Origin of the sequence: Amycolatopsis magusensis (assembly GCF_017875555.1) — a bacterium.
Lineage (GTDB): Bacteria > Actinomycetota > Actinomycetes > Mycobacteriales > Pseudonocardiaceae > Amycolatopsis > Amycolatopsis magusensis.
Genome location: NZ_JAGGMS010000001.1, coordinates 7,264,434 through 7,285,306, shown reverse-complemented (window position 1 = coordinate 7,285,306; position 20,873 = coordinate 7,264,434). Strand labels below are relative to the sequence as shown.

The 20,873-nt window shown below is 71.2% G+C and carries 18 protein-coding genes; 8 read left to right on the top strand and 10 right to left on the bottom strand.

The genetic code is table 11. The features are described 5' to 3' along the window. Positions 1 to 117: 117 nt before the first annotated feature. A complete protein-coding gene (locus JOM49_RS32310) occupies positions 118 to 660 on the top strand; it encodes a hypothetical protein (RefSeq protein WP_209667955.1) in 543 nt (180 codons plus the stop codon). Here the strand turns inward: JOM49_RS32310 and JOM49_RS32305 are convergent. Continuing rightward, the gene (locus JOM49_RS32305; protein ID WP_209667954.1) at positions 647 to 1,804 is read right to left on the bottom strand and encodes an amidohydrolase family protein; all 1,158 of its coding nucleotides are present in this window, start codon (positions 1,802 to 1,804) and stop codon (positions 647 to 649) included. The genes JOM49_RS32310 and JOM49_RS32305 overlap by 14 nt on opposite strands. A gap of 85 nt (positions 1,805 to 1,889) precedes the next feature. Between JOM49_RS32305 and JOM49_RS32300 the strand changes: the two genes are divergently transcribed. Both JOM49_RS32300 and JOM49_RS32295 read left to right on the top strand, forming a co-directional pair. Further along, complete coding sequence (locus tag JOM49_RS32300; protein ID WP_282771566.1) at positions 1,890 to 2,312, top strand: SRPBCC domain-containing protein; 423 nt, start codon at positions 1,890 to 1,892, stop codon at positions 2,310 to 2,312. Between the two features lie 111 nt (positions 2,313 to 2,423). Next, the gene (locus tag JOM49_RS32295) at positions 2,424 to 3,653 is read left to right on the top strand and encodes a nitric oxide synthase oxygenase (RefSeq protein WP_308158947.1); all 1,230 of its coding nucleotides are present in this window, start codon (positions 2,424 to 2,426) and stop codon (positions 3,651 to 3,653) included. Here the strand turns inward: JOM49_RS32295 and JOM49_RS32290 are convergent. Both JOM49_RS32290 and JOM49_RS32285 read right to left on the bottom strand, forming a co-directional pair. After that, the gene (locus JOM49_RS32290; RefSeq protein WP_209667952.1) at positions 3,569 to 4,027 is read right to left on the bottom strand and encodes a hypothetical protein; all 459 of its coding nucleotides are present in this window, start codon (positions 4,025 to 4,027) and stop codon (positions 3,569 to 3,571) included. The two genes, JOM49_RS32295 and JOM49_RS32290, sit on opposite strands and share 85 nt — an antisense overlap. Positions 4,028 to 4,154: 127 nt before the next feature. Continuing rightward, a complete protein-coding gene (locus JOM49_RS32285) occupies positions 4,155 to 4,826 on the bottom strand; it encodes a GntR family transcriptional regulator (protein ID WP_209667951.1) in 672 nt (223 codons plus the stop codon). A gap of 124 nt (positions 4,827 to 4,950) precedes the next feature. Between JOM49_RS32285 and JOM49_RS32280 the strand changes: the two genes are divergently transcribed. Then, positions 4,951 to 5,751 (top strand): carbon-nitrogen hydrolase family protein, encoded by an 801-nt coding sequence (locus JOM49_RS32280; protein WP_209667950.1) that lies wholly within the window; start codon positions 4,951 to 4,953, stop codon positions 5,749 to 5,751. Between the two features lie 127 nt (positions 5,752 to 5,878). Then, positions 5,879 to 7,072, top strand: a complete 1,194-nt coding sequence (locus tag JOM49_RS32275; RefSeq protein WP_209667949.1) for a glycoside hydrolase family 64 protein — start codon at positions 5,879 to 5,881, stop codon at positions 7,070 to 7,072. Between the two features lie 304 nt (positions 7,073 to 7,376). Here the strand turns inward: JOM49_RS32275 and JOM49_RS32270 are convergent, their stop codons facing one another. The 5 genes from JOM49_RS32270 to JOM49_RS32250 form a co-directional block, all read right to left on the bottom strand. Next, positions 7,377 to 9,710: a SpoIIE family protein phosphatase gene (locus JOM49_RS32270; protein WP_209667948.1), complete on the bottom strand. Its 2,334-nt coding sequence runs from the start codon at positions 9,708 to 9,710 to the stop codon at positions 7,377 to 7,379. Continuing rightward, a complete protein-coding gene (locus JOM49_RS32265; RefSeq protein WP_209667947.1) occupies positions 9,711 to 14,222 on the bottom strand; it encodes a HAMP domain-containing protein in 4,512 nt (1,503 codons plus the stop codon). 89 nt (positions 14,223 to 14,311) lie between these two features. Continuing rightward, the gene (locus tag JOM49_RS32260) at positions 14,312 to 14,740 is read right to left on the bottom strand and encodes an ATP-binding protein (protein ID WP_282771843.1); all 429 of its coding nucleotides are present in this window, start codon (positions 14,738 to 14,740) and stop codon (positions 14,312 to 14,314) included. A 65-nt stretch (positions 14,741 to 14,805) separates the two neighbouring features. Continuing rightward, positions 14,806 to 15,174, bottom strand: a complete 369-nt coding sequence (locus JOM49_RS32255; protein ID WP_209667946.1) for an STAS domain-containing protein — start codon at positions 15,172 to 15,174, stop codon at positions 14,806 to 14,808. Positions 15,175 to 15,178: 4 nt separating this feature from the next. After that, positions 15,179 to 16,069 carry a DUF3800 domain-containing protein gene (locus JOM49_RS32250; RefSeq protein WP_308158946.1) on the bottom strand — a complete coding sequence of 297 codons (891 nt, stop codon included), beginning with the start codon at positions 16,067 to 16,069 and terminating at the stop codon, positions 15,179 to 15,181. 102 nt (positions 16,070 to 16,171) lie between these two features. On the opposite strand from JOM49_RS32250, the gene JOM49_RS32245 reads away from it, so the two are divergent. Next, complete coding sequence (locus tag JOM49_RS32245; RefSeq protein WP_209667945.1) at positions 16,172 to 16,729, top strand: dihydrofolate reductase family protein; 558 nt, start codon at positions 16,172 to 16,174, stop codon at positions 16,727 to 16,729. Positions 16,730 to 16,731: 2 nt separating this feature from the next. Here JOM49_RS32245 and JOM49_RS32240 read toward each other — a convergent pair whose 3' ends face one another. Then, on the bottom strand, positions 16,732 to 18,198 hold the full coding sequence (locus JOM49_RS32240) for an aminotransferase-like domain-containing protein (protein WP_209667944.1): 1,467 nt from the start codon (positions 18,196 to 18,198) through the stop codon (positions 16,732 to 16,734). A gap of 60 nt (positions 18,199 to 18,258) precedes the next feature. Between JOM49_RS32240 and JOM49_RS32235 the strand changes: the two genes are divergently transcribed. Next, complete coding sequence (locus tag JOM49_RS32235; protein ID WP_209667943.1) at positions 18,259 to 19,440, top strand: trans-sulfuration enzyme family protein; 1,182 nt, start codon at positions 18,259 to 18,261, stop codon at positions 19,438 to 19,440. A 6-nt stretch (positions 19,441 to 19,446) separates the two neighbouring features. Here JOM49_RS32235 and JOM49_RS32230 read toward each other — a convergent pair whose 3' ends face one another. Then, positions 19,447 to 19,731, bottom strand: coding sequence for a hypothetical protein (locus JOM49_RS32230; protein WP_209667942.1), 285 nt, complete (start codon positions 19,729 to 19,731; stop codon positions 19,447 to 19,449). 379 nt (positions 19,732 to 20,110) lie between these two features. Between JOM49_RS32230 and JOM49_RS32225 the strand changes: the two genes are divergently transcribed. Then, complete coding sequence (locus JOM49_RS32225; protein ID WP_209667941.1) at positions 20,111 to 20,857, top strand: chitinase; 747 nt, start codon at positions 20,111 to 20,113, stop codon at positions 20,855 to 20,857. Positions 20,858 to 20,873: the final 16 nt, after the last annotated feature.

Here is a 20,873-nt window from a genome sequence, read left to right as displayed (position 1 = left end):
GCACGGTGCCGTACGCTCCCCGGCGTACGGCACCGTGCTGTGTACCCGCCTGGGCGCAGGCGCCGGAGCCGGAGCTCGGCGGACGACGAGAGCCCGCGAGCGGCCCACACTTCTCCCATGCACACCACCATTCCCGCCGCCCGGTCCGCGCCCCGCTTCCCCCGGCTCAGCCCGCGGGCGCGCAAGACCGTGGTGGTCGCCCACGTCGTGTCCTCCGTCGGCTGGCTCGGCCTCACGCTCGGCAACCTGGTGCTGGCCGTCACCGGCATGAACGCCACCGACCCGGCTCGCCAGCACGCCGCCTTCCTGGCCATGGCGATCCTCGGCGAAACCCTGCTCATCCCGATCAGCCTGGTCGCCTTCGCCAGCGGGCTGGTGTTGTCACTGGGCACCAAGTGGGGCCTGTTCCGGCACTGGTGGGTGGTGGCCAAGTTCGTCCTGACCCTGGTCGCGGTGGTGCTCACGCCGCTGTCCTCGGTGCCGGGCCTGCGGGAACTGGGCTCGGTCGTCTCGGCCGCGCCCGCCGACCAGCTGATCGACGCGGGGGAGTACACCTCCGGCCTGCTCGCCGCCGGGTGCGTGTCGTCGAGCATGTACCTGGCCTGCGTGATCCTGACCGCCTTCAAACCCGGCGGGCGCACGAGGTTCAGGCGCGGCTGACCGGCTCGCCGTTGTGCCACACCGCCCGGATCCGGCCCGCCAGGCCGGCGGTGTCCAGCTCGGTCCCGTCCAGCAGCACCAGATCCGCGCGCTTGCGCTCGGTGATCTCACCGCGGTCGGCCGCCAGCCCGAGCAATCGTGCGGCGTCCAAAGTGGACGCGCGCAGGGCGCCGGCCGCGCCGAGCCCGGCTTCGGCGAGGTAGTGGATCTCCCGCAGGGCCTCGGTGTGCGGGGTCACCGGGTTGTCGGTGCCCAGCGCGATCGGCACCCCGGCCGCCAGCGCGAGGCGCACCGACTCCCGGTGCGCCTCGACCCGCTCGGCGGGGACGTCCTCGAGGCCGTGCGTGCAGGACAACGTCGGCACGAACCAGGTCCCGGCCGCGGCCATCGCCGCGACGGCCGCCTCGTCCAGGTAGATCCCGTGCTCGACGCTCGCCGCACCCGCCCGTGCCGCCAGTTCCGCCGCGCGGGCACCGTGGGCGTGGACCAGCACCTTCCGCCCGCCCTGCCTCGCCGCCTCGTCGACCAGCGCCGCCATCTCCTCGGCGGTGAGCTGGGTGTCGTGCACCCCGGTCCCGGCGGCGACGGACCCCGTCGCGGCCACCTTGAGCCAGTCCGCCCCCGCGCGCACCATCCGCCGGACCACCGCGCGAGCCTGGTCGGGGCCGTCGAACACCGGATCGGGCATCGACGGGTCGCCGAAGAAGTCGACCTTCCCGGTGACCGGGGTCCAGTGGTCGCCGATGCTCCCGGTGGTCCCGATCTGCCGCAGGCTGAGCAGCACCTGCGGGCCCTCGATCCAGCCCCGCTCCAGCGCCAGCCGCAGGCCGGCGTCGGCGCCCCAGGCGTCGCGCACGGTGGTGATGCCGAGGCCGAGCAGGGTGCGCAGCACCGGCACCGCGGACAGCGCGCGGGCCGTGCGCGGCAGCCCGAACGGGTCGCCGAGGGTCTGCGACATGCAGACGTGGGTGTGGCAGTCGATGAACCCGGGCAGCAGCAGGCCGCCGGTGCAGTCGACCGCCTCGTCGCCGTCGAGGTCGGTGCCGACCGAGACGATCCGGTCGCCGTCGAGCACCACGTCGGCCCGGCTCACTTCGCCGGAGGCGGCGTCGAACACCGAGCCGCCGGCCAGGAGGGATCGCATCGGGGCATCCTGCCAGTTGCGCGGCCGGGATCGCCGTCCGTATGCTGCGATGGCAATATTGCCGTCAAGGAATATAGGAGGCGTCGTGCGGGGTACCGGGGGAATGACCGAGGACGGCCGGTTCGCGCTGCGGTTCGAACGGCGTTTCGAGCACCCGCGGGAGAAGGTCTGGCGCGCGCTGACCGAGCGGGACGAACTGCGGGGGTGGTTCGTGCAGATCCTCGACTACGACCGGTCGCGGCTGGAGTTCGCCGAGGGCGCCGAACTGGCCTTCGTGCCGAAGTCGGGGGACACCGGGACGGGCACGGTCGTCCACGCCGACCGCCCGCGGCTGCTGGAGTACACCTGGGACGGCGAGACCCTGCGCTTCGAGCTGGCCGCCGACGGCGAGCACGCCTGCGTGCTGGTGTTCACCAATGTGCTCGACGACGGTGAAACCGGTTCCGCGGTCGCTCCTGGCTGGCAGGCCGGATTGGACCTGCTCGCCGAATTGCTCGACCGCCGGTAAAACAATCACCGGCTTGAACTCAGTGCAAAAACGCACTAATTCGAATTCATGAGGTACGCTGCCCCTTTGTCGTTTTCGGCCTGGCCACATTCGAGAAATGGGGTAAAAAAGGTGACCGGAACCGCCGTACGAGTGGATTTCCCGCCGGGGCAGCGGCTGGGTGGTGAACGCAGCGTCACCTTCGCGGCGGCGGAGGAGTTCCTGCGTTTGCTGTACCAGGAGCAAGCTTCTGACGGCGAGTTGTCCTTGCGGTTGAACGAAGTCCGGCGCGAGATCGAGCGGACGGGAAGTTACCGGCACACCGGGTCCGAGCTGGGGTTCGGCGCCCGTGTCGCCTGGCGCAACGCCGACCGGTGCATCGGCAGGCTCTATTGGCGGAGCCTCAAAATCCGTGATCGCCGCGGAGTCACCGACGCCGCCGATATTGCCGAGGAATGTTTCGCGCACCTGCGTGAGGTGACCAGGGGCGGGCGGATCAGATCCGCGGTCACGATCTTCGCCCCCGATTCTTCCGCAGGTCGCGGGCCACGGATCCGGAACGAACAATTGATCCGTTATGCGGCGTACCGCGGTCCGGGTGAAACGGTGCTCGGCGACCCGCGCAACCTCGCGTTCACCGAGTTCGCCCAGCGGCTGGGCTGGTGCCCGCCGCGGCGGCGCGGGCCGTTCGACCTGCTGCCGCTGATCGTCGAGACGGCCGGGAGCGAGCCGCGCTGGTTCGCCCTGCCCGCGGACGTGGTGCTCGAGGTGCCGCTGAGCCACCCGGACCTGCCGTGGTTCGCCGAACTCGGCCTGCGCTGGCACGCGGTGCCGGTGATCAGCCACATGCCGCTGGAGATCGGTGGCGTGCGGTACCCGGCGGCGCCGTTCAACGGCTGGTACATGGGCACCGAGGTGGGGGCGCGCAACCTCGCCGACACCGGCCGGTACGACCTGCTGCCGCTGATCGCGCGGCGGCTGGGGCTGCGCACGGGAAGCGAGCGCACGCTGTGGCGCGACCGCGCGATGGTGGAACTGACCGCGGCCGTGCACCACTCGTTCGACCTGGCCGGGGTGACGATCACCGACCACCACACCGAAGCGCACCGGTTCCTCGAGCACCTGCGGCGCGAGGAAGCCGCCGGGCGGCGGTGCCGCGCGGACTGGAGCTGGATCGTGCCGCCGCTCTCGGGCAGTCAGACGCCGGTGTTCCACCGCTACTACGACCCGCCGGACCCGGGTGTGCGCCCCGCGTTCCTGCCCGCCGAGCCCGCAGGTCAGCCCGGCAGGGCGAACAGCTCTCCCTGCACCGGCTCGGCGGCCGGTGGCCCGGCTTCGGCGGGCGGCTCGTCCGGGGCCTGAGCGCACCACCGTTCGAGCGCTTCGAGTGACTCGGCGGCCGCGAGCCTCTCCGCCGGGTCCTCGTGCGGGGCGCCGGCGAGCGCGGCCCGGGCGGTGAAGAGCAGGCGGTCGCGGTCGGCGGGGGACAGCCAGCCGGTCCGCTGCCAGGTTTCCAGCCGGTGGCGGGCCTGCCCGGCGAGTTCGGCGAGCAGCGAGAGGTCCTCTTCGTCGAGGTCTAGCACGCCGGGCGGGGCCCCGAGCCCGCCCGCGGTGTAGGTGGCGGCGGCCGGGATGGTGCCGGCGTAGGTGGCGGCGGCGTGGTCCTGGCCGCGGACCGCGGCTTCGGTGGCGCACCAGGTCGTGATGGTCGAAACGAGCGGTGGCGCGGTGCTCATGGACGCTCCCCTCGGGTCGGGTGCTGCCCCGATGGTGCCACCGCCGCCTCCGCGCACCGGCGTGGGTGCCCGGGTGTGTCGCCGATCGGCTCAGGAACGCGCCGGCCGGTCAGGGAGGTTAGGCGCCTCAGTCGGGCAGCAGGGAGAGGACTTCCGAGACCGGGCGCAGGTGCTGGTTCAGGATGCGCACCGCCTCGGTCTCGTCGTGCCGGTCGAGGGCGGCGACCAGCTCGCGGTGCTCGGCGTTGATCACCGGCAGCCGGTCCGGGCGGGCCTGCAGCGCGCGCACCGCGACCCGTTGCTGGCGGGAGCGCAGCGTGTCGTACACCTCGGTGAGCACCGAGTTCCCGGCGGCGTTCACCATCGCCCGGTGGAAGGCGCGGTCCAGCCCGGACACCTCGAACCACTCCCCGGCCTCCCCGGCGCGTTCCATCGCTTCCAGGAGTTCGGACATCTGCTCCGGCACCCCGGCGCGCGTCGCGCACAGCAACGCGATGGCGTGCCCCTCGATCAGCCGCCGGGTCTGGTAGACCTCCTCCAGTTCCCGCGCGGTGACCGTCCTGACCTGCGCGCCCTTGCGCGGCAGCAGGCTGATGAACCGCTCGGCGGCCAGCCGGTGGAAGGCCTCCCGCACCGGGGTGCGCGACACCCCGACCACGCCGGAAACCCAGTGCTCGTCGAGGAACCGCCCGGCTTCGAGCTCGCCGGAGATGATCCCGTCGCGCAGCCAGATGTACACCCGGTCGCGCGCGGGCCCACCGCCCGCCGCGGGCGCCGGATCCGGTGCGGTCCTGGTCATGGAGCTCCCCTTCGTCGGCAGGCCGGGCCGATGGTACACCGCTGGACAGCTCGTGTATCCGCCATGTATACAAAGGCGTCGAGCGGAGGCCCGGCCCCCCGAGATGCGGAAAGAGGCTGAGATCATGGTGCACGTCGCCGTCGCGCAGTTCGCTCCTGGCGAGGACAAGCGGGAGAACCTGGCGAAGGTCACCGAGCTGGTGGACGAGGCGGTCGCCCGCGGCGCGAGGGTGGTGGTGCTGCCCGAGTACGCCATGTTCACCGTGCCCGCGATGGACGAGCGGTTCGTCGAGTCGGCCGAACCGCTGGACGGGCCGTGGGTCTCCGGCCTGCGCGAGCTGGCGAAGGAGCGCCGCGTCACCCTCGTCGCGGGGGTCAACGAGGAGCTCCCCGGCACCGGCCGCATCTCCAACACGCTGGTCGCCGCCGGTGAGGACGGCTCGATCGCCGCGCTCTACCGCAAGCTGCACCTCTACGACGCCTTCGGCTTCCGCGAGTCGGACTTCGTGCGCTCGGGCACCATCGAGGCACCGGAGACCTTCAAGGTCGACGACCTTACCTTCGGCCTGCAGACCTGCTACGACCTGCGCTTCCCCGAGGTGACGCGCCGCCTGGTCGACGCGGGCGCGGACGTGGTGCTGCTGCCAGCGGAGTGGGTGCCCGGCCCGCTCAAGGAGGACCACTGGACCACGCTGATCCGCGCGCGGGCCATCGAAAACACCATCTACGTCGCCGCCGCGGGCCAGTGCGCGCCGACCGGTTCGGGCAACAGCCTGATCGCCGACCCGATGGGCGTGGTGCTCGCCGCGGTGGGGGAGCGGACCGCGACCGCCGGGGCCGAGCTGACCAGGGCGCGGCTGGACGAGGTGCGCGCCAAGAACCCGGCGCTGGGGCTGCGCCGGTTCACCGTGGCCGAGCGGGGATAGGCCCAAGATCACGGCTTGACCGATTCCGATCAGTTCCGATCGTGGGTTTGACATCTCCCGGTGGTCTGGACCACATTGCAGTTGGTTAGTAACTGTCCGGTCCCCCTCATCGCCGAGGAGTCTTCTCATGATCTCTCGCCGCGCCTTCATCGGTGGTTCCGCCGCGGCGCTGGCCGGTGTCGCGCTCAGCCGGTTCGCGCCGGCTTCGGCCGCCACACCGGAGACGTTCAACCTGGCCATCCGCAACGAGTCCGGCTCCGGGACCGCGTACGCCTACGTCACCGGCCTGTCCGACGGCAAGCCGGTGTTCGTCAAGGAAGGCGGCGCGACCTACTTCCCGCCGTCACCGGGTGCCCCGACCACGCCGCTGGCCGAGGACTGCGCGATCCCGCTCGGCGGGCCGGGCAGCACCACCTCGGTCCGCGTGCCGCGCATGTACGGCGCGCGGATCTACGTGGTCACCGGGGAGAAGATGACCTTCTTCGTCAACCCGGGGCCGAACGTGGTGCACCCGAGCTTCCTCAACCCGGACGACCCGAACTACCAGCTGGACTGGTCGTTCGCGGAGTTCACCTTCAACGAGGCCGAGCTGTTCGTCAACGTCAGCTACGTCGACTTCGTCGCGGCGCCGCTCGCGCTCGGGCTGACCACGCTCTCCGGGGCGTCCGACAGCGTGCCCGGCCTGCCCGCCGGCGCGCTCGACGGGATCTGCGCCGCGCTGGAGGAGCAGGCGGCGAAGGACGGCGCGCCGTGGGGCAAGCTGATCCAGAAGGCCGGTGACGGCCGGAACCTGCGGGCGATGAGCGCGCACTACCAGTCCGCGGAGTTCGGCGACTACTTCGCCGGGTACGTCGACGAGGTGTGGGCCAAGTACAGCGGGAGCCCGCTGACCGTGGACACCCAGGCTTCGTGGGGCAAGGTGACCGCGCAGGTCGCCGACGGGGTGCTGAAGTTCGACAACGGCGAGACCTTCGCGAAGCCGAGCACCGCCGACATCCTCAGCTGCGACTCGGGCCCGTTCGCCCTCGACGGCGCGAGCGATGTGCGCAAGGCGATCATCCCGCGCCTGGCGGCGGCCCTGAACCGGACCACGTTGCGGGACAACGCCGATCAGCCGAACGGGGAGAAGCCGGAGAACTTCTACCAGACGGAGAAGACGAACCACTACGCGCGGATCGTGCACGAGCGGCTGCCGGACAACCGGGGCTACGCGTTCCCGTACGACGACGTGACTTCGACAGGCGGGCCGGACTTCAGCGGGGCGGTTCGAGCGGGGGACCCGGATACGTTGACCATTACCTTGAAGTCGTTGCATTCGTAGGGGTTCGTGGGGCTTCCACCCCGATTTTTGATCGTGACTACGGCGAGGAATCCCTGTCAAGGCGGGAAAAATGCCTGGACAAGGATTCCTCGCCGTGTTTCTGGCGGTGGATCGGGGAGGGAAGGGGGAGTGTGGGTGATCGCCCGGTGAGGCTCCCGGGTTCCGGTTCGCGACTATTGGTTTTTGCTTCTTGGTTCCCGGCTCAGGTTTTCCGGGCTCCGGTTCGCGGCGTTGATTCCATGGCGCGGTGTGGGCGGGTCGCGGGGCTCGGCTGTCGGGGGCGCGGCTTCCGGTGGCGTGACAGTCAGCTTAGTTCGATGGCGACGATGCAGGTGTCGTCGTCGGTGTCGGCGTTGCTGTGGGTCAGCAGGTGGTCCAGGCGTTGTTCCAGGGTGCCCGCGGGGGATTCCGCCAGGGTCAGCAGCTGCGCGATCGCCTCGTCGATGGAGCGGCCTTTTCGCTCGATGAGGCCGTCGGTGTAGAGGAGCAGGATGTCCGAGGGGGCCAGTTGGATGCTCTGCTCCTCGTACTCCGCGGCCGCGGTCGCGCCCAGGAGGATGCCGCCGATCATGGGCTGCCCGGTGGCTTTCCCCTCCCGGATCAGCACCGGGGGCAGGTGCCCGGCCCGCGCCCAGCGCAGGATGCGCGTCGCCGGGTCGTAGATGCCGCAGACAGCGGTGGCGATCACGCGTTTGGTGAGATGGTGCGCCACCAGGTTCAGCCACGTCAGCAGCTGCGCCGGACCGGCGGCGGTGGCGGCGAGGCCGCGCAGGGCGTTGCGCAGCACCACCATGCCGGTCGCGGCTTCGATGCCGTGGCCGGCGATGTCGCCGACCGAGAGCAGGATCTGCTTCGACGGCAGGGTCACCGCGTCGTACCAGTCACCGCCGACCAGCTGGTCGTTCTCCGCGGGACGGTAGTGCACGGCGATCCTCAGCCCGGCGGTGTCGATCGGGTCGGGCGCGGTCGGCATGATCGCGCGCTGCAGGTGCAGGGCCAGCCGGTTCCGCTCGGCCGACTGCTGCTCGGTGTGCGCGAGCTGGTCCCGCGTGGCCGCCAGCGCCACCTCTGTCCAGTGCTGCGCCGAGATGTCCTGGTAGGCACCCCGCACGGTGAGCAGCCGCCCGTCCGCGTCCAGCACCGGGTCCGCGATCACCCGGATGTGCCGCGAAATCCCGTCCGGGCGCTGCAGGCGGAACGCGGTGGACGCGGGACGCCGGTGGTGCAGCAGGGTGCGCAGGAACCGGCCGATCGCCGTCGCGTCGTCGGGGTCGGCGTGCGCGGGCAGGCGTTGCAGCGCGATCGGCCGAGCGGTGACCGGCAGCCCGTACAGCGTGTAGACCTCGGTGTTCCAGGCGATCTCACCGGTGACCGCGTTCTCCTCGAAACCGCCGATCCGCCCGAGCCGCTGGGCGTGCTGCAGCAGCCCGGCCAGGCGCGCGGTCTCGTCCTGCACCCGCCAGATCAGCAGCACCGCGTCGCCGTGCCGGGTGACGCTGATGCCCGCGGTCAGCGTCACCGGGACGTCCTCGACCAGCGTGGTGAGGGTGGTTTCCTTGGCGCGGAACGGTTCCCCGGTCGCGTGCACGTGCTCGACCTTGTCGAACAGCCCGCTCTTCCCGGCCACCATCGGGTAGATCTCCAGCAGGGGCGCGCCGACCACCGCGTGACGTGGGCGCCCGGCCGGGTCGGCGAACGCGCTGTTGGTGTGGTGGATGCGGAAGTCGGTGAGCCTGCCGCCCGCGTCCACTTCGGGCAGCAGCACCAGAGCCGGGTCGAGCACCGCGTCGGCCACGTCGATCAGCTTGCTCGTGTCGCTCTCGAACGACGGCGCGGCCTCGATGACGTGCGTGTCGAGCGCGCGGGCGCACAGTTCGGCGAGCGCCTCGATCTGCCGCTCGATCTGCGGTGACTGGTGGGAAAACGGGGCGGGCCAGCAGATCTCCAGCACGCCGAGGATGCGCCCGCCCGCGTCGGCGGGCACGGCGACCCGGGCACCCGGCACCTCGCGCTGGCCGATCGACGGCGGCCCGGTGCGGGTGAGGTCCTCCAGCCAGACCAGCCGTCGTTCGGTGAGCGCGCGGCGGGCCGGGGTGGCGAGGCCCGGCGGCACGTACCGCCACCGCTTCGCCTCTTCCGGCGGCAACCCGGCGAAGCCCGCGAGCGCCAGTGAAGCGTCCGAACCGGCGGCCCAGACGGCGACCGCGGTGGCGCCCAGCGGGGCCAGCGCGTGTTCGAGCAGCGACTCCGCGACCGCCTGGGCGTCGGTGGCCGCCAGGACGCCGCCTTCCGCGCTGCGCAGGCGGACCGCGGCCGACGGGCCGGGGTCCGGCACGGCCGGGTTCGCGGTCAGCAGCTCGCCCGCCGCCTCGCCGAGCTTGTCCCGCGCGGACTGGTTGACGATGTCGGCGGCCAGTTCCAGCTGCGGCAGCCCGGCCTGGGCGGCCAGTTCCGCCAGCTGGTGCGCGGCCTGCGACGGTCCACAGTGGAGTCTTTCCACCAGGATGCCCTTGGCCAGCTCGAGCAGCGCCCGGCCCTCGGTCTCGGCGTGGGCCTGGCGCACCTGAGCCCGCAGCCGTTCCACCGTGGCCGCCAGCCGGGTCAGGTTGGCCGCTTTCGCGTCGGCTTCCACGCCCACCTAGTCCTCCAGCCACCGCTGGATGCACGCCAGCAGGTGCGTCGAATCCACCGGTTTCGTCACGTAGTCGCTGGCGCCCGAGCCGAGGCTCTTCTCCTGGTCACCCGGCATCGCCTTGGCGGTCACCGCGATGATCGGCAGTTCCCGGTGCTCCGGCATCGCCCGGATCGCCGCGGTGGCCGCGTACCCGTCCATCTCCGGCATCATCACGTCCATCAGCACCAGGTCGATCTCCGGGTGCGCGACCAGCGTCTCCAGCCCGCGGCGCCCGTTCTCCGCGTGCAGCACCTGCAGGCCGTGCGTCTCCAGCATGCTGGTCAGCGCGTAGACGTTGCGGGTGTCGTCGTCGACCACCAGCACCGTGCGCCCGGCCACCCGCCGGCCCAGTTCCTTCGGCGACGGCCCGCCCACCGGGGGCTGCGGCCGCACCAGCGGGACCACGTCACCGGGCTGCGCGGCGGTCATGTGCAAGGCGATCCGCTCCCGCAGTTCGTCCAAACTGGACAGCAACTCCAGCGGCTGCACCCCGGCCCTGGCCTGCAGCACGCGTTCGGCGTCCTCGTCGAGCCGCCGGTTGTGGTGCGCCAGCACCGGCACCGAGCGCAGCGCGGAATCGCCGTCCATCGCGGCGAGGAAGCGCAGCCCGGCTTCCTCGGGCATGTCCAGTTCCAGCACCACGCAGTGGAACGCCTGCGTGGCCAGTGCCGCGGCGGCCTCCTCGGCACCGACCGCGGTGACCAGCTCGACCTGACCGCGGGTCTCGATCAGGTCCGGCACCTCGGCCAGGTCGGCGATCACGCTTTCGGCCACCAGCGACAACAACCCGCGCGGGTACTTCTCGATCACCAGCAGCCGCCGCTGCTGCGGTGGCTCGGGCGCCACCTGCGGGGCCGGCGTGGGGGCGGGCGCCGGCGCGGGGGAGACCTCCTCGAAGTCCGGCCGCGCCACCGGCAGGTACAGGGTGAACGTGCTGCCCCTGGCGGGACTGCTGGCCACGGTGATCACCCCGCCGAGCAGGAAGGCGATCTCCCGGCTGATCGACAGGCCCAGCCCGGTGCCGCCGTACTTGCGGCTGGTGGTGCCGTCGGCCTGCTGGAAGGCGCCGAAGATGGACTGCAGCTGCTGCTCGGGGATGCCGATGCCGGTGTCGGTCACCCGGAAGGCGATCGCCGCGCCGTGGTGGGCGACCGAGGCGGGCACCTCCGGCGGGGCCGCCGGTTCGATGCGCAGGTCGACGCTGCCCTCCTCGGTGAACTTCACCGCGTTGGACAGCAGGTTGCGCAGCACCTGGCGCAGGCGCGAGTCGTCGGTGAGCAGGTCGACCGGCACGCCGGGCGCGGTGGTCACCCGGAAGCTCAGGTTCTTCTGCGTGGTCAGCGGCCGGAAGGTGGCCTCGGCGTAGTCCAGCAGCCGGCGCAGCGGCACGCGTTCCGGGCTGATGTCCATCTTGCCCGCCTCGACCTTCGACAGGTCCAGGATGTCGTTGATCAGCTGCAGCAGGTCCGAACCGGCCGAGTGGATGATCCCGGCGTACTCCACCTGCTTCGAGGTCAGGTTGCGGGTCGGGTTCTGCGCCAGCAGCTGCGCCAGGATGAGCAGGCTGTTCAGCGGGGTCCGCAGCTCGTGGCTCATGTTCGCGAGGAACTCGGACTTGTACTTCGAGGCGATGGTGAGCTGCTGCGCGCGGGTTTCCAGCTCCTGGCGCGCCTGCTCGATCTCCAGGTTCTTCGCCTCGATGTCGCTGTTCTGGCTCGCCAGCAGCGCGGCCTTCTCCTCCAGCTCGGCGTTGGACAGCTGCAGTTCCTCCTGCCGGATCTGCAGCTCACCCGACCGCGACTGCAGCTCGGTGGCCAGGCGCTGCGACTCGCCCAGCAGCTCGTCGGTGCGCGCGTTGGCCACGATGGTGTTGACGTTGACGCCGACGGTCTCCATGAGCTGTTCGAGGAAATCGCGGTGGGTGGCGGTGAACCGGTGCACCGACGCCAGTTCGATCACGCCGAGCACCTGTTCCTCGACCACGATCGGCAGCACGATCAGGTTCGTCGGCGTGGTCCGCCCGAGCCCGGAGGAGATGGCGATGAACCCGGCGGGCATCTCGTCCACGGCGATCGTCTTGCGGCTGCGGGCCGCCTGCCCGACCAGTGATTCGCCGAACCGGAAGCGGATCTCACCGTCGGCGGCCGGGTGCCCGTAGGCGCCGATCAGCCGCAGTTCCGGCGTGGCCGCGGAGTCGTCGGCGAGGTAGAAGGCGCCGTACTGGGCCGAAACCAGCGGCGCCAGCTCGTCCATGATCAGCTCGGCCACCACCGCCAGGTCGCGGCGGCCCTGCATCAGGCTGGAGATGCGGGCCAGGTTGGACTTGAGCCAGTCCTGTTCCTGGTTGGCCTTGGTGGTCTCGCGCAGCGACTCCACCATCGAGTTGATGTTGTCCTTGAGCTCGGCGACCTCACCGGAGGCCTCCACGGTGATCGACCGGGTCAGGTCGCCCTCGGCGACCGCGCTGGTCACCTCGGCGATCGCGCGCACCTGGCGGGTCAGGTTCCCGGCCAGTTCGTTGACGTTCTCGGTCAGCCGCTTCCAGGTGCCGGACACGCCCTCGACCTCGGCCTGCCCGCCGAGCCTGCCCTCGCTGCCCACCTCGCGCGCCACCCTGGTCACCTCGGCGGCGAACGCCGAAAGGGTGTCGACCATGGTGTTTATCGTGGTCTTGAGCTCCAGGATCTCGCCGCGGGCGTCCACGTCGATCTTGCGGGTCAGATCGCCCAGCGCCACCGCGGTGGTCACCTGCGCGATGTTGCGCACCTGGTTGGTCAGGTTGTTCGCCATGAAGTTGACGTTGTCGGTGAGGTCCTTCCAGGTGCCCGCCACGTTCGGCACCTGTGCCTGCCCGCCGAGCATCCCCTCCGTGCCGACCTCGCGGGCCACGCGGGTGACCTCCCCGGCGAACGCGGAGAGCGTGTCCACCATCGTGTTGATCACGCCGGCCAGCGCGGCGACCTCGCCCTTGGCCTCCACGGTGATCTTCTGCGACAGGTCACCCCTGGCCACCGCGGTGGCCACCTGGGCGATGTTGCGCACCTGGTTGGTCAGGTTCGACGCCATCACGTTGACGTTGTCGGTCAGGTCCTCCCAGGTGCCCGACACCCCGCGCACGGTGGCCTGCCCGCCCAGGTTGCCTTCGGTGCCGACCTCGCGGGCCACGCGGGTGACCTCGTCGGCGAAGGCGGAGAGCTGGTCGACCATCGTGTTGATGGTTTCCTTCAGCTCCAGGATCTCCCCGCGCGCGTCGACGCGGATCTTCTGCGACAGGTCGCCCTTCGCCACGGCGGTGGTCACCTGCGCGATGGAGCGCACCTGCGCGGTCAGGTTGTCCGCCATCACGTTCACCGATTCGGTGAGCGCCTTCCAGGTCCCGGAAACACCCTTCACATCGGCCTGGCCGCCGAGCCGTCCTTCGGTGCCGACCTCGCGGGCCACGCGGGTGACTTCGACGGCGAAGGCGGAGAGCTGGTCGACCATCGTGTTGATGGTGTTCTTCAGTTCGAGGATCTCCCCGCGCGCGGTGACGGTGATCTTCTGCGACAGGTCACCGCTGGCGACCGCGGTGGCGACCTGCGCGATCGAGCGCACCTGCGCGGTCAGGTTCCCGGCCATGAAGTTCACCGAATCGGTGAGGTCCCGCCAGGTCCCGGAAACGCCCTTGACGTCGGCCTGCCCGCCGAGGATTCCCTCGGTGCCCACTTCGCGCGCCATTCTGGTGACTTCGTCGGCGAAGGAGGAGAGCTGGTCGACCATCGTGTTGATGGTGTTCTTGAGTTCGAGGATTTCCCCGCGCGCGTCGACGTCGATTTTCTGCGAAAGATCGCCTTTCGCCACCGCCGTGGTCACCTGCGCGATATTGCGCACCTGATCGGTCAGGTTGCCGGCCATGAAGTTCACCGAATCGGTGAGGTCACGCCACACCCCGCCGACGCCGGGCACCTGCGCCTGCCCGCCGAGCCTGCCCTCGCTGCCCACTTCGCGGGCCACGCGGGTGACCTCGTCGGCGAAGGAGGAGAGCTGGTCGACCATCGTGTTGACGGTTTCCTTCAGCTGCAGGATTTCCCCGCGCGCGTCCACGTCGATCTTCTGCGACAGGTCACCGCTGGCGACCGCGGTGGCCACCTGGGCGATGTCACGCACCTGCGTGGTGAGGTTGCCCGCCATGGCGTTCACCGAATCGGTGAGGTCCTCCCAGGTGCCCGAAACCCCCGGCACCCGCGCCTGGCCGCCGAGCCGCCCGTCGGTGCCCACTTCCCTGGCCACGCGGGTGACCTCGGAGGTGAACAGGGAAAGCTGGTCCACCATTCCGTTGAACACGGTCGCTATTTCGCCGAGCAGGCCGTCGGCGTCGCCCGGCAGCCGGATCCCGAAATCGCCGTCGCGGACCGCGGTGAGCCCCGCCAGCAATTGCCGCAGTTCCGGCTGCTCGGCTCTTTCCGGCGTCCGCGTTTCGACCGTCGCCTCACCCATGCCCAACCCCGCTTCGATCCGTACCGTGCCGGATCGAGGGCCCGGCCCGTTCAACCTACCGCCGTGAAGGCCCGGTGCCGATGCTCCGGTCAGCCGGAGTGGCGACCGTGTCGCGGTACCGGACGCGGCCAGCTCATCCGCACGCTCGTTCCGTGCGCGGACGGCCGGATCTCCACCGAATCCGCGTAGGCGCGGATCATCGAGAGCCCGCGGCCGCGCCCGGTGACCCGGGGATCGCGTGGTGGCCGCCAGCGCCCGTCGTCGGTGATCGTCACGGTGGCGTTGTCCTGTCCCGGGTGGCAGCTGGCGTGCAGGTCCAGCGGACCGGACCGGTTTCCGTAGGCGTGGTCGACCACGTTGGCCATCGCCTCGTAGGCCGCGCTCACGACGGCTTCGGTGTCCTCCTCGGAGAGATCCACCCGATGGCACCACGCGGCCAGTTTTCGGCGGATCTCCGGCAGTCGTTCGGCACGCGCCGGGACGCGCAGGTGGAGTTCGGTGTCCGGCTGGCTGAACACAGGGCGGTGCCCCCTTCGACCAACGTCGGGTACGGCACTGGAGTGGGTACCCGTCCGGGGGGCGGCTAACCTACGGCGAGCGCCTCGGCCAGGCTCGGGTAGACCGCGAGCACCTCGGTCAGGCCGGTGATCTCCAGCGGGCGCAGGGTGGCCGAATTGCCCGCGACCACCCGCAAGGGGGCCGTTCCGCCGGTCTTCTCCTGCAGTTCGACCAGGGCCTCCAGCCCGGCGGAAGCCAGGAAACTGACGTCGGTGAGGTCGAGCACCAGCGCGGCGGGCCCCTCCCGCAGCGCCTCGGCACCCGCTTCCCGCATCCGGGGCGCGGTGAGCAGGTCGATCTCGCCGGTCAGCACCAGGATCACCGTGGCGCCCTGCCGCTCGGTCCGCACGGTCAAGGCCGAGCCGCCGTCGGACGCCATCAGGTCGGAAGTCACGCGCTCATCCTCCCACGGGGAGGTCACGCCCCGGTGCCCGGCGCACGCCGTTCCACCAGGCGGAGGAAGGGGCGGCGAAGGGGCGCAGCAGGGTGAGCAGTTCCGGATCGCCGCGGCCGCCGAGCTGGTCGGAGGCGATCTTCCTGGCCACCCCGGCGAGGAAGTCGGCCACCTGCACCCTGGCGTCCAGGCGCGAGTCGACGAACCGCAGGCGCAGGGGGACGCCGCCGAGCAGGCGGCGGACCTGGGCGATCCTCTCCTCGGTCAGCGACGGCTGTTCGTCGTGCACCACCGAGACGCCCCGGCCGCCGTCGCTCCAGTGGCGCACGGTTTCGGCGAGCGCGGGCAGCAGCGGGTTCAGCACCACGTCCTCGCGCCAGGCGGCCAGATCGGCGTGGCGCAGCCGGTCCGCGAGCGGGGTCCCGGCGACCAGTTCGGCGAGGGAGTCGGGCGCGGGCTGGCGGTTGCTGGTACGGATCAGATCGTTGAACGCGCCCAGGATCCGCGTCCAGCGCGCGGAACCGAAGGTGCGCGGCCCGTTCCGGTGCAGGCCAGCGTGGTCCTCCCCGAGCAGGCCGGCCAGCAGGCCCGCGAGGAAGAACGCCTTGTCGGTCAGGTGCACCTTGGCCACGCCGTGGATCGGCCCGGCGGGGCTGAGCAGCCACACCAGCACCGGCCGGTGCTTGGAGCGCAGCAGGTGGTTCGACTTGTACTCCAGCGCGGGGGAGCGGATGCGGGCGCGGATCTCCCGGAGGCAGTCGGCGGCCGCTTCGGTGGTCAGCCGCACCCCGGCGTGCGCGAAGACGTCGGTCTCGCCGCCAATGAGCTTCTCGCCCTCGGACCCCGATTCGTCGCAGGCGATCTCGACGAAGGTCCGCTCGCCTTGATCCACCACGTGGTGATCCTAGGGCGTGCCCGCCCGCCGGACCGATGAGTTTCGGGGCTCACGGGAGTCACAGTCGGCAGAATCGCTGCTGCGCGCACCCGGAGGAGACCCATGGCCAAGCTGATCTATTCGATGCTCACCTCGCTCGACGGTTACGCCGAGGCGGCGGAGGGCGGCATCGGTACCGGGGCCGAGGTCCCGGAGGTGCACTCCTTCATCAACGACCTCTTCCGCCCGGTCGGCACCTACCTCTACGGCAGGCGGATGTACGAGACGATGGTCTACTGGGAGACCGCGCACACCGAGCCCGGCCAGCCGCCGCACGGCCTGCAGTACGCCCGCGACTGGCAGGCCGCGGAGAAGGTCGTGTACTCCACCACGCTGGAGTCGGTGTCCAGCGCGAAGACCAGGATCGAGCGGACCTTCGATCCGGACGCGGTGCGCAAGCTCAAGGAGGAAGCCGAGGCCGACCTCACCGTCGACGGCCCGAACCTCGCGGCCCAGGCGATCAGGGCCGGCCTGGTGGACGAGTACCACCTGTTCACCACCACGAGCGTGGTCGGCGGCGGCAAGCGGTTCTTCCCCGACGGCGTGCGCCTCGACCTCGACCTCGTCGACCACCGCGCCTTCGACAGCGGGCTGGTCTACACCCACTACCGGACCCGCTGAGCTCAGACGACCAGCGCGTGCACCGCGGCGGGCGCGGTGTCCCCCGTGCGCCGGTACGCCGTCCACGCTTCGGCTGCGCGGTGCAGGCCTTCGCGGAGTTCGGCCGTGGGCGCGGTGAACGGGATGCGCAGGCGGTCCGTGCTGCCGCCGCCCGCGTCGAGCGCGGTACCCGGCAGCAGTGAGACGCCGTGCCGCAGGGCGAGTTGGGCGAACGCGGAGGCGTCACCGGCGGGCAGGCGCACCCACAGGCACTGCCCGCCGCGCACGGGTTCGAACTCCCAGCCGGGCAGCAGGTCGGTGAGCAGCGAGCAGGTCAGGTCGTGCCGCCGCCGCAGCTCCTTGCCGCGCCGGGCGGCGATGTCGTCCAGGTGGGGCAGCAGTTCCACGGCGGCCAGTTGTTCGAGCACCGGGCTGCCGAGGTCGTGCAGCGCCTTGAGCCGGGCCAGCTGGCCGATGTCGGCCTCCGCGGCCCGGATCCAGCCGGTCCGCACCCCGCCCCAGACGGTCTTGGTCATCGAGCCGACGGTGAGCACCGCGCCGGGCCGGGCGAAGGCGGCCAGGTCCGGCGGCTCTCCGTCCTCGAAGGACAGTCCGTTGAGGACGGTGTCGTCGATCAGCGGAAGTCCCTGCGCCGCGGCGGTTTCGACGATCCGGCGGCGGGCGAGCGCGGAGAGCGTGTGCCCGGTGGGGTTGTGGTGCGTCGGGTTCAGGTAGGCCAGCCGCGGCCGGGAGCCGGCGAGCGCGGCGGCCCAGCCGTCGACCCCGGCCGGTGCCGTCCTGAGCACCGCGGCCGCCGCGCGGAACAACTCGAGCGCGCCCGGGTAGGTGGGCGTCTGCACCAGCACCTCGTCGCCGGGGGAGAGGAACAGCTGGGAGATCAGCGACAGCGCCTGCTGACCGCCGGTGGTGACCAGGATCTGTTCCGGCGTGGTCGGCACCCCGCGGCGGGTGTACCGCCCGGCGAGCCCTTCGCGCAGTTCGGGGTGGCCGAGCGGGTGGTAGCCGATGCCCTCGCCGGTCACCTGGGGCAGGCGGGCGATGGCGCGCTGGTACGCCTCGGTCAGTTCGGGCGGCACACCGGCGGGCGCGGTGCAGGCGAGCGACAGCACGCCCTCGATCGGCTCGAGGTAGTTGACGAACAACGGGTTCGAGCCGGTCACCGCGGCGGGACGGAGCCCGGACAGCACCGCGGGCGCGACCCAGGTGCCGCGGCCCTGGTGCCGTTCGAGCTTGCCCTCCTGGCGCAGGTGGTCGTAGGCGGCGACCACGGTGCTGCGGCCGACGGCGAGCAGCCCGGCGAGCACGCGGTCCGGCGGCAGGGCGGCGTACGGCGGCAGCTGCCCGGAGTCGATGAGCCGGCGCAACCGGTCCGCGAGCAGCAGGTGCAGCGGGCCGCGGGCGGCCGACCAGCGGCCGAGCTGCGCGACCAGGCGGTCCGCCGGCCACGGCTCCGGCATTGGCTTCGTCACCAAACCAATTTAGCCGGATTGGCGCTGTCGGCGGCCACCGGCACGCGCCAGGCTCTGGCCATGCACACCGACCGGAAACCGGCCACCAGGGCCGTGCACGTGACCGCGCCGCCGCTGACCGACTCCCGCCCGCTCAGCGTGCCGATCTACCAGGCGTCCACCTTCGCCTTCGACGACCCGGACGCGCTGGCCACCGCGCTGGGCGCGCCCGACCAGGGCTTCACCTACAGCCGTTACCGCAACCCGACCACCCAGGCGCTGGAGGAGACGCTCGCCGACCTGGAGGGCGGGGTGGCGGCCGCGGCCACCGCGTCGGGCATGGGCGCGATCAGCTCGATCCTGCTGGGGGAACTCGGTTCCGGTGACCACGTGATCGCGCAGAACTGCCTGTACGGCGGCACCTACGCGATCCTGCGGGACCTCTCCGCGCGGTTCGGCGTGGAGGTCACCTACGTGCCCGGTGACGACCCGGCCGAGGTCGCCGCGGCCCGGCGGCCGAACACCCGGCTGCTCTACCTGGAGACCATCGCCAACCCGGTGACCAAGGTGGGCGACCTGCCCGCGTTCCTCGCCGCCGGGAAGGCGGCCGGGCTGGTCACGGTCGTGGACAACACCTTCGCCAGCCCGATCTTGTGCCGTCCGATCGAGCACGGCGCGGACGTGGTGCTGCATTCGGCCACGAAGTACCTCGGCGGGCACTCCGACGTCACCGGTGGCGTACTGGTCTTCGCCGAAGAGGAGCGGTACCGGCGGGCCTGGCAGCACACCATGGAACTGGGCGCCGCCGCGGACCCGTTCGCCGCGTGGCTGATCATCCGCGGCATCCAGACCCTGCCGCTGCGGATGGAGCGGCACTGCGCGAACGCCGGGCTGCTGGCGGACCGGCTGGCCGGGCACCCGGCGGTGGCTTCGGTGCGCTGGCCGGGCCGCGCCGACCACCCCGACCACGAGGTGGCGAGCCGGTTCCTGGCCGGCTACGGCGGCATGCTGGCCTTCGACCTGCGCGGCGGGCGCGAGGCGGGGCGGCGGTTCGCCAAGGGCGTCCGGCTGGCGAAGCTCGCGGCTTCGCTGGGCGGGGTCGAGACCACGCTGATGCACCCGGCGAGCACCTCGCACCGCCAGTTCGACGCCGAAGCGCTGCGGGCGGCGGGCATCGGTGAGGGCACGATCCGGGTCTCGGTGGGGATCGAGGACGCCGACGACCTGTGGGCCGACCTGGCGCAGGCCCTGGACGGGAACTGACGCCGGTCAGGCGACCGGGCGCACCCCCTGGCCGATGGCCGAGGCGAGGAAGCACCAGCCCCGTGACACGGTCAGGCAGGGCAGGTGCTTCTCCCGGAGCCCGTGCAGCAGCGGGTCGTCGCTGTGCAGCAGGTCCTGGTCGATCACCCCGCAGATGACACCCTCGTCCACGGTGTCGGCGGCGAGCACGCCGTGGCGTGCCGCCCAGTCGGCCAGTTCGCGCATCGCCGCGGACTGGCCGAGGTAGACCACCCGTACCGCGGTTCTCGTTCTTCGATCGTGGGCCTGCATGGCTGGCTCCCCTTCCGCTTCGGCGCTGCCCGGGGATATCCGGAAACGCGGTCCCCAAAACCGTTCAACACCAGGCACCGGGGGAATTGCCAGTTCGTTTCCGCGGAATCGATCAGGTGTTCCACCGGGTGGGGTCCGGGAATGTGTGTCGAAGGCGAAGCAAACAATCCGGGGACCACACGTCCGGGTGACCGCGAGTCATGTTGGTGAACGCTGTGCGCACTGTTGGGGATCTTCTGACAAAACCGGACAAGGTACCCGGGCCGCCTTGACCGGGGACATTGGTCTAGTCCACTGTCGGTGGTCGTACGAGGTCGCGGAGGGTGTCCGTGCGCGGACGGCCCGCGACTGCCGGTCCCCACCTGGCACAGGAGGCACTATGTCGACTCGACGCACGACCCTTCGCCGCAGGCTCGGCCTGCTCGCGGCTTCACTGGCCGCCGGCGCCCTCGCGGTGGTCCTGCCCTCGGCCGCTTCGGCGGTACCGGAGGGTGACGTGAACGCCGCGGCGTTCGTGGTCAGCGAAGACCAGTTCAACCAGATGTTCCCGAACCGGAATCCCTTCTACACCTACAGCGGGCTGACCGCGGCGATGAGCTCGTACCCCGGCTTCGCCAACACCGGCAGCGACACGGTGAAGAAGCAGGAAGCGGCGGCGTTCCTGGCGAACGTCAACCACGAGACCGGTGGCCTGGTCCACGTCGTGGAGCAGAACACCGACAACTACCCGCACTACTGCGACGCCACCCAGCCCTACGGCTGCCCGGCCGGGCAGGCCGCCTACTACGGCCGCGGCCCGGTCCAGCTCAGCTGGAACTTCAACTACAAGGCGGCGGGCGACGCGCTGGGCATCGACCTGCTCAACGACCCGTACCTGGTGCAGAACGACGCGGCCGTGGCCTGGCGGACCGGCCTCTGGTACTGGAACACCCAGAGCGGCCCCGGCACGATGACCCCGCACGACGCCATGGTGAACAGCCGCGGCTTCGGCGAGACCATCCGCAGCATCAACGGCGCGCTCGAGTGCGACGGCAAGAACCCGGGCCAGGTGCAGAGCCGGGTCACCGCGTACCAGAACTTCGCCGGGGTGCTCGGCGTCGACCCGGGCGCCAACCTCTACTGCTGAGCCCTTCATCGCTGAG

Bases quoted from the DNA above. Each gene is read 5' to 3' on its own strand.
- JOM49_RS32265 (WP_209667947.1), bottom strand. From the start codon at position 14,222: ATGGGTGAGGCGACGGTCGAAACGCGGACGCCGGAAAGAGCCGAGCAG.
- JOM49_RS32235 (WP_209667943.1), top strand. From the start codon at position 18,259: ATGCACACCGACCGGAAACCGGCCACCAGGGCCGTGCACGTGACCGCG.
- JOM49_RS32290 (WP_209667952.1), bottom strand. From the start codon at position 4,027: ATGAGCACCGCGCCACCGCTCGTTTCGACCATCACGACCTGGTGCGCC.
- JOM49_RS32310 (WP_209667955.1), top strand. From the start codon at position 118: ATGCACACCACCATTCCCGCCGCCCGGTCCGCGCCCCGCTTCCCCCGG.
- JOM49_RS32245 (WP_209667945.1), top strand. From the start codon at position 16,172: ATGGCCAAGCTGATCTATTCGATGCTCACCTCGCTCGACGGTTACGCC.
- JOM49_RS32285 (WP_209667951.1), bottom strand. From the start codon at position 4,826: ATGACCAGGACCGCACCGGATCCGGCGCCCGCGGCGGGCGGTGGGCCC.
- JOM49_RS32230 (WP_209667942.1), bottom strand. From the start codon at position 19,731: ATGCAGGCCCACGATCGAAGAACGAGAACCGCGGTACGGGTGGTCTAC.
- JOM49_RS32280 (WP_209667950.1), top strand. From the start codon at position 4,951: ATGGTGCACGTCGCCGTCGCGCAGTTCGCTCCTGGCGAGGACAAGCGG.
- JOM49_RS32305 (WP_209667954.1), bottom strand. From the start codon at position 1,804: ATGCGATCCCTCCTGGCCGGCGGCTCGGTGTTCGACGCCGCCTCCGGC.
- JOM49_RS32275 (WP_209667949.1), top strand. From the start codon at position 5,879: ATGATCTCTCGCCGCGCCTTCATCGGTGGTTCCGCCGCGGCGCTGGCC.
- JOM49_RS32225 (WP_209667941.1), top strand. From the start codon at position 20,111: ATGTCGACTCGACGCACGACCCTTCGCCGCAGGCTCGGCCTGCTCGCG.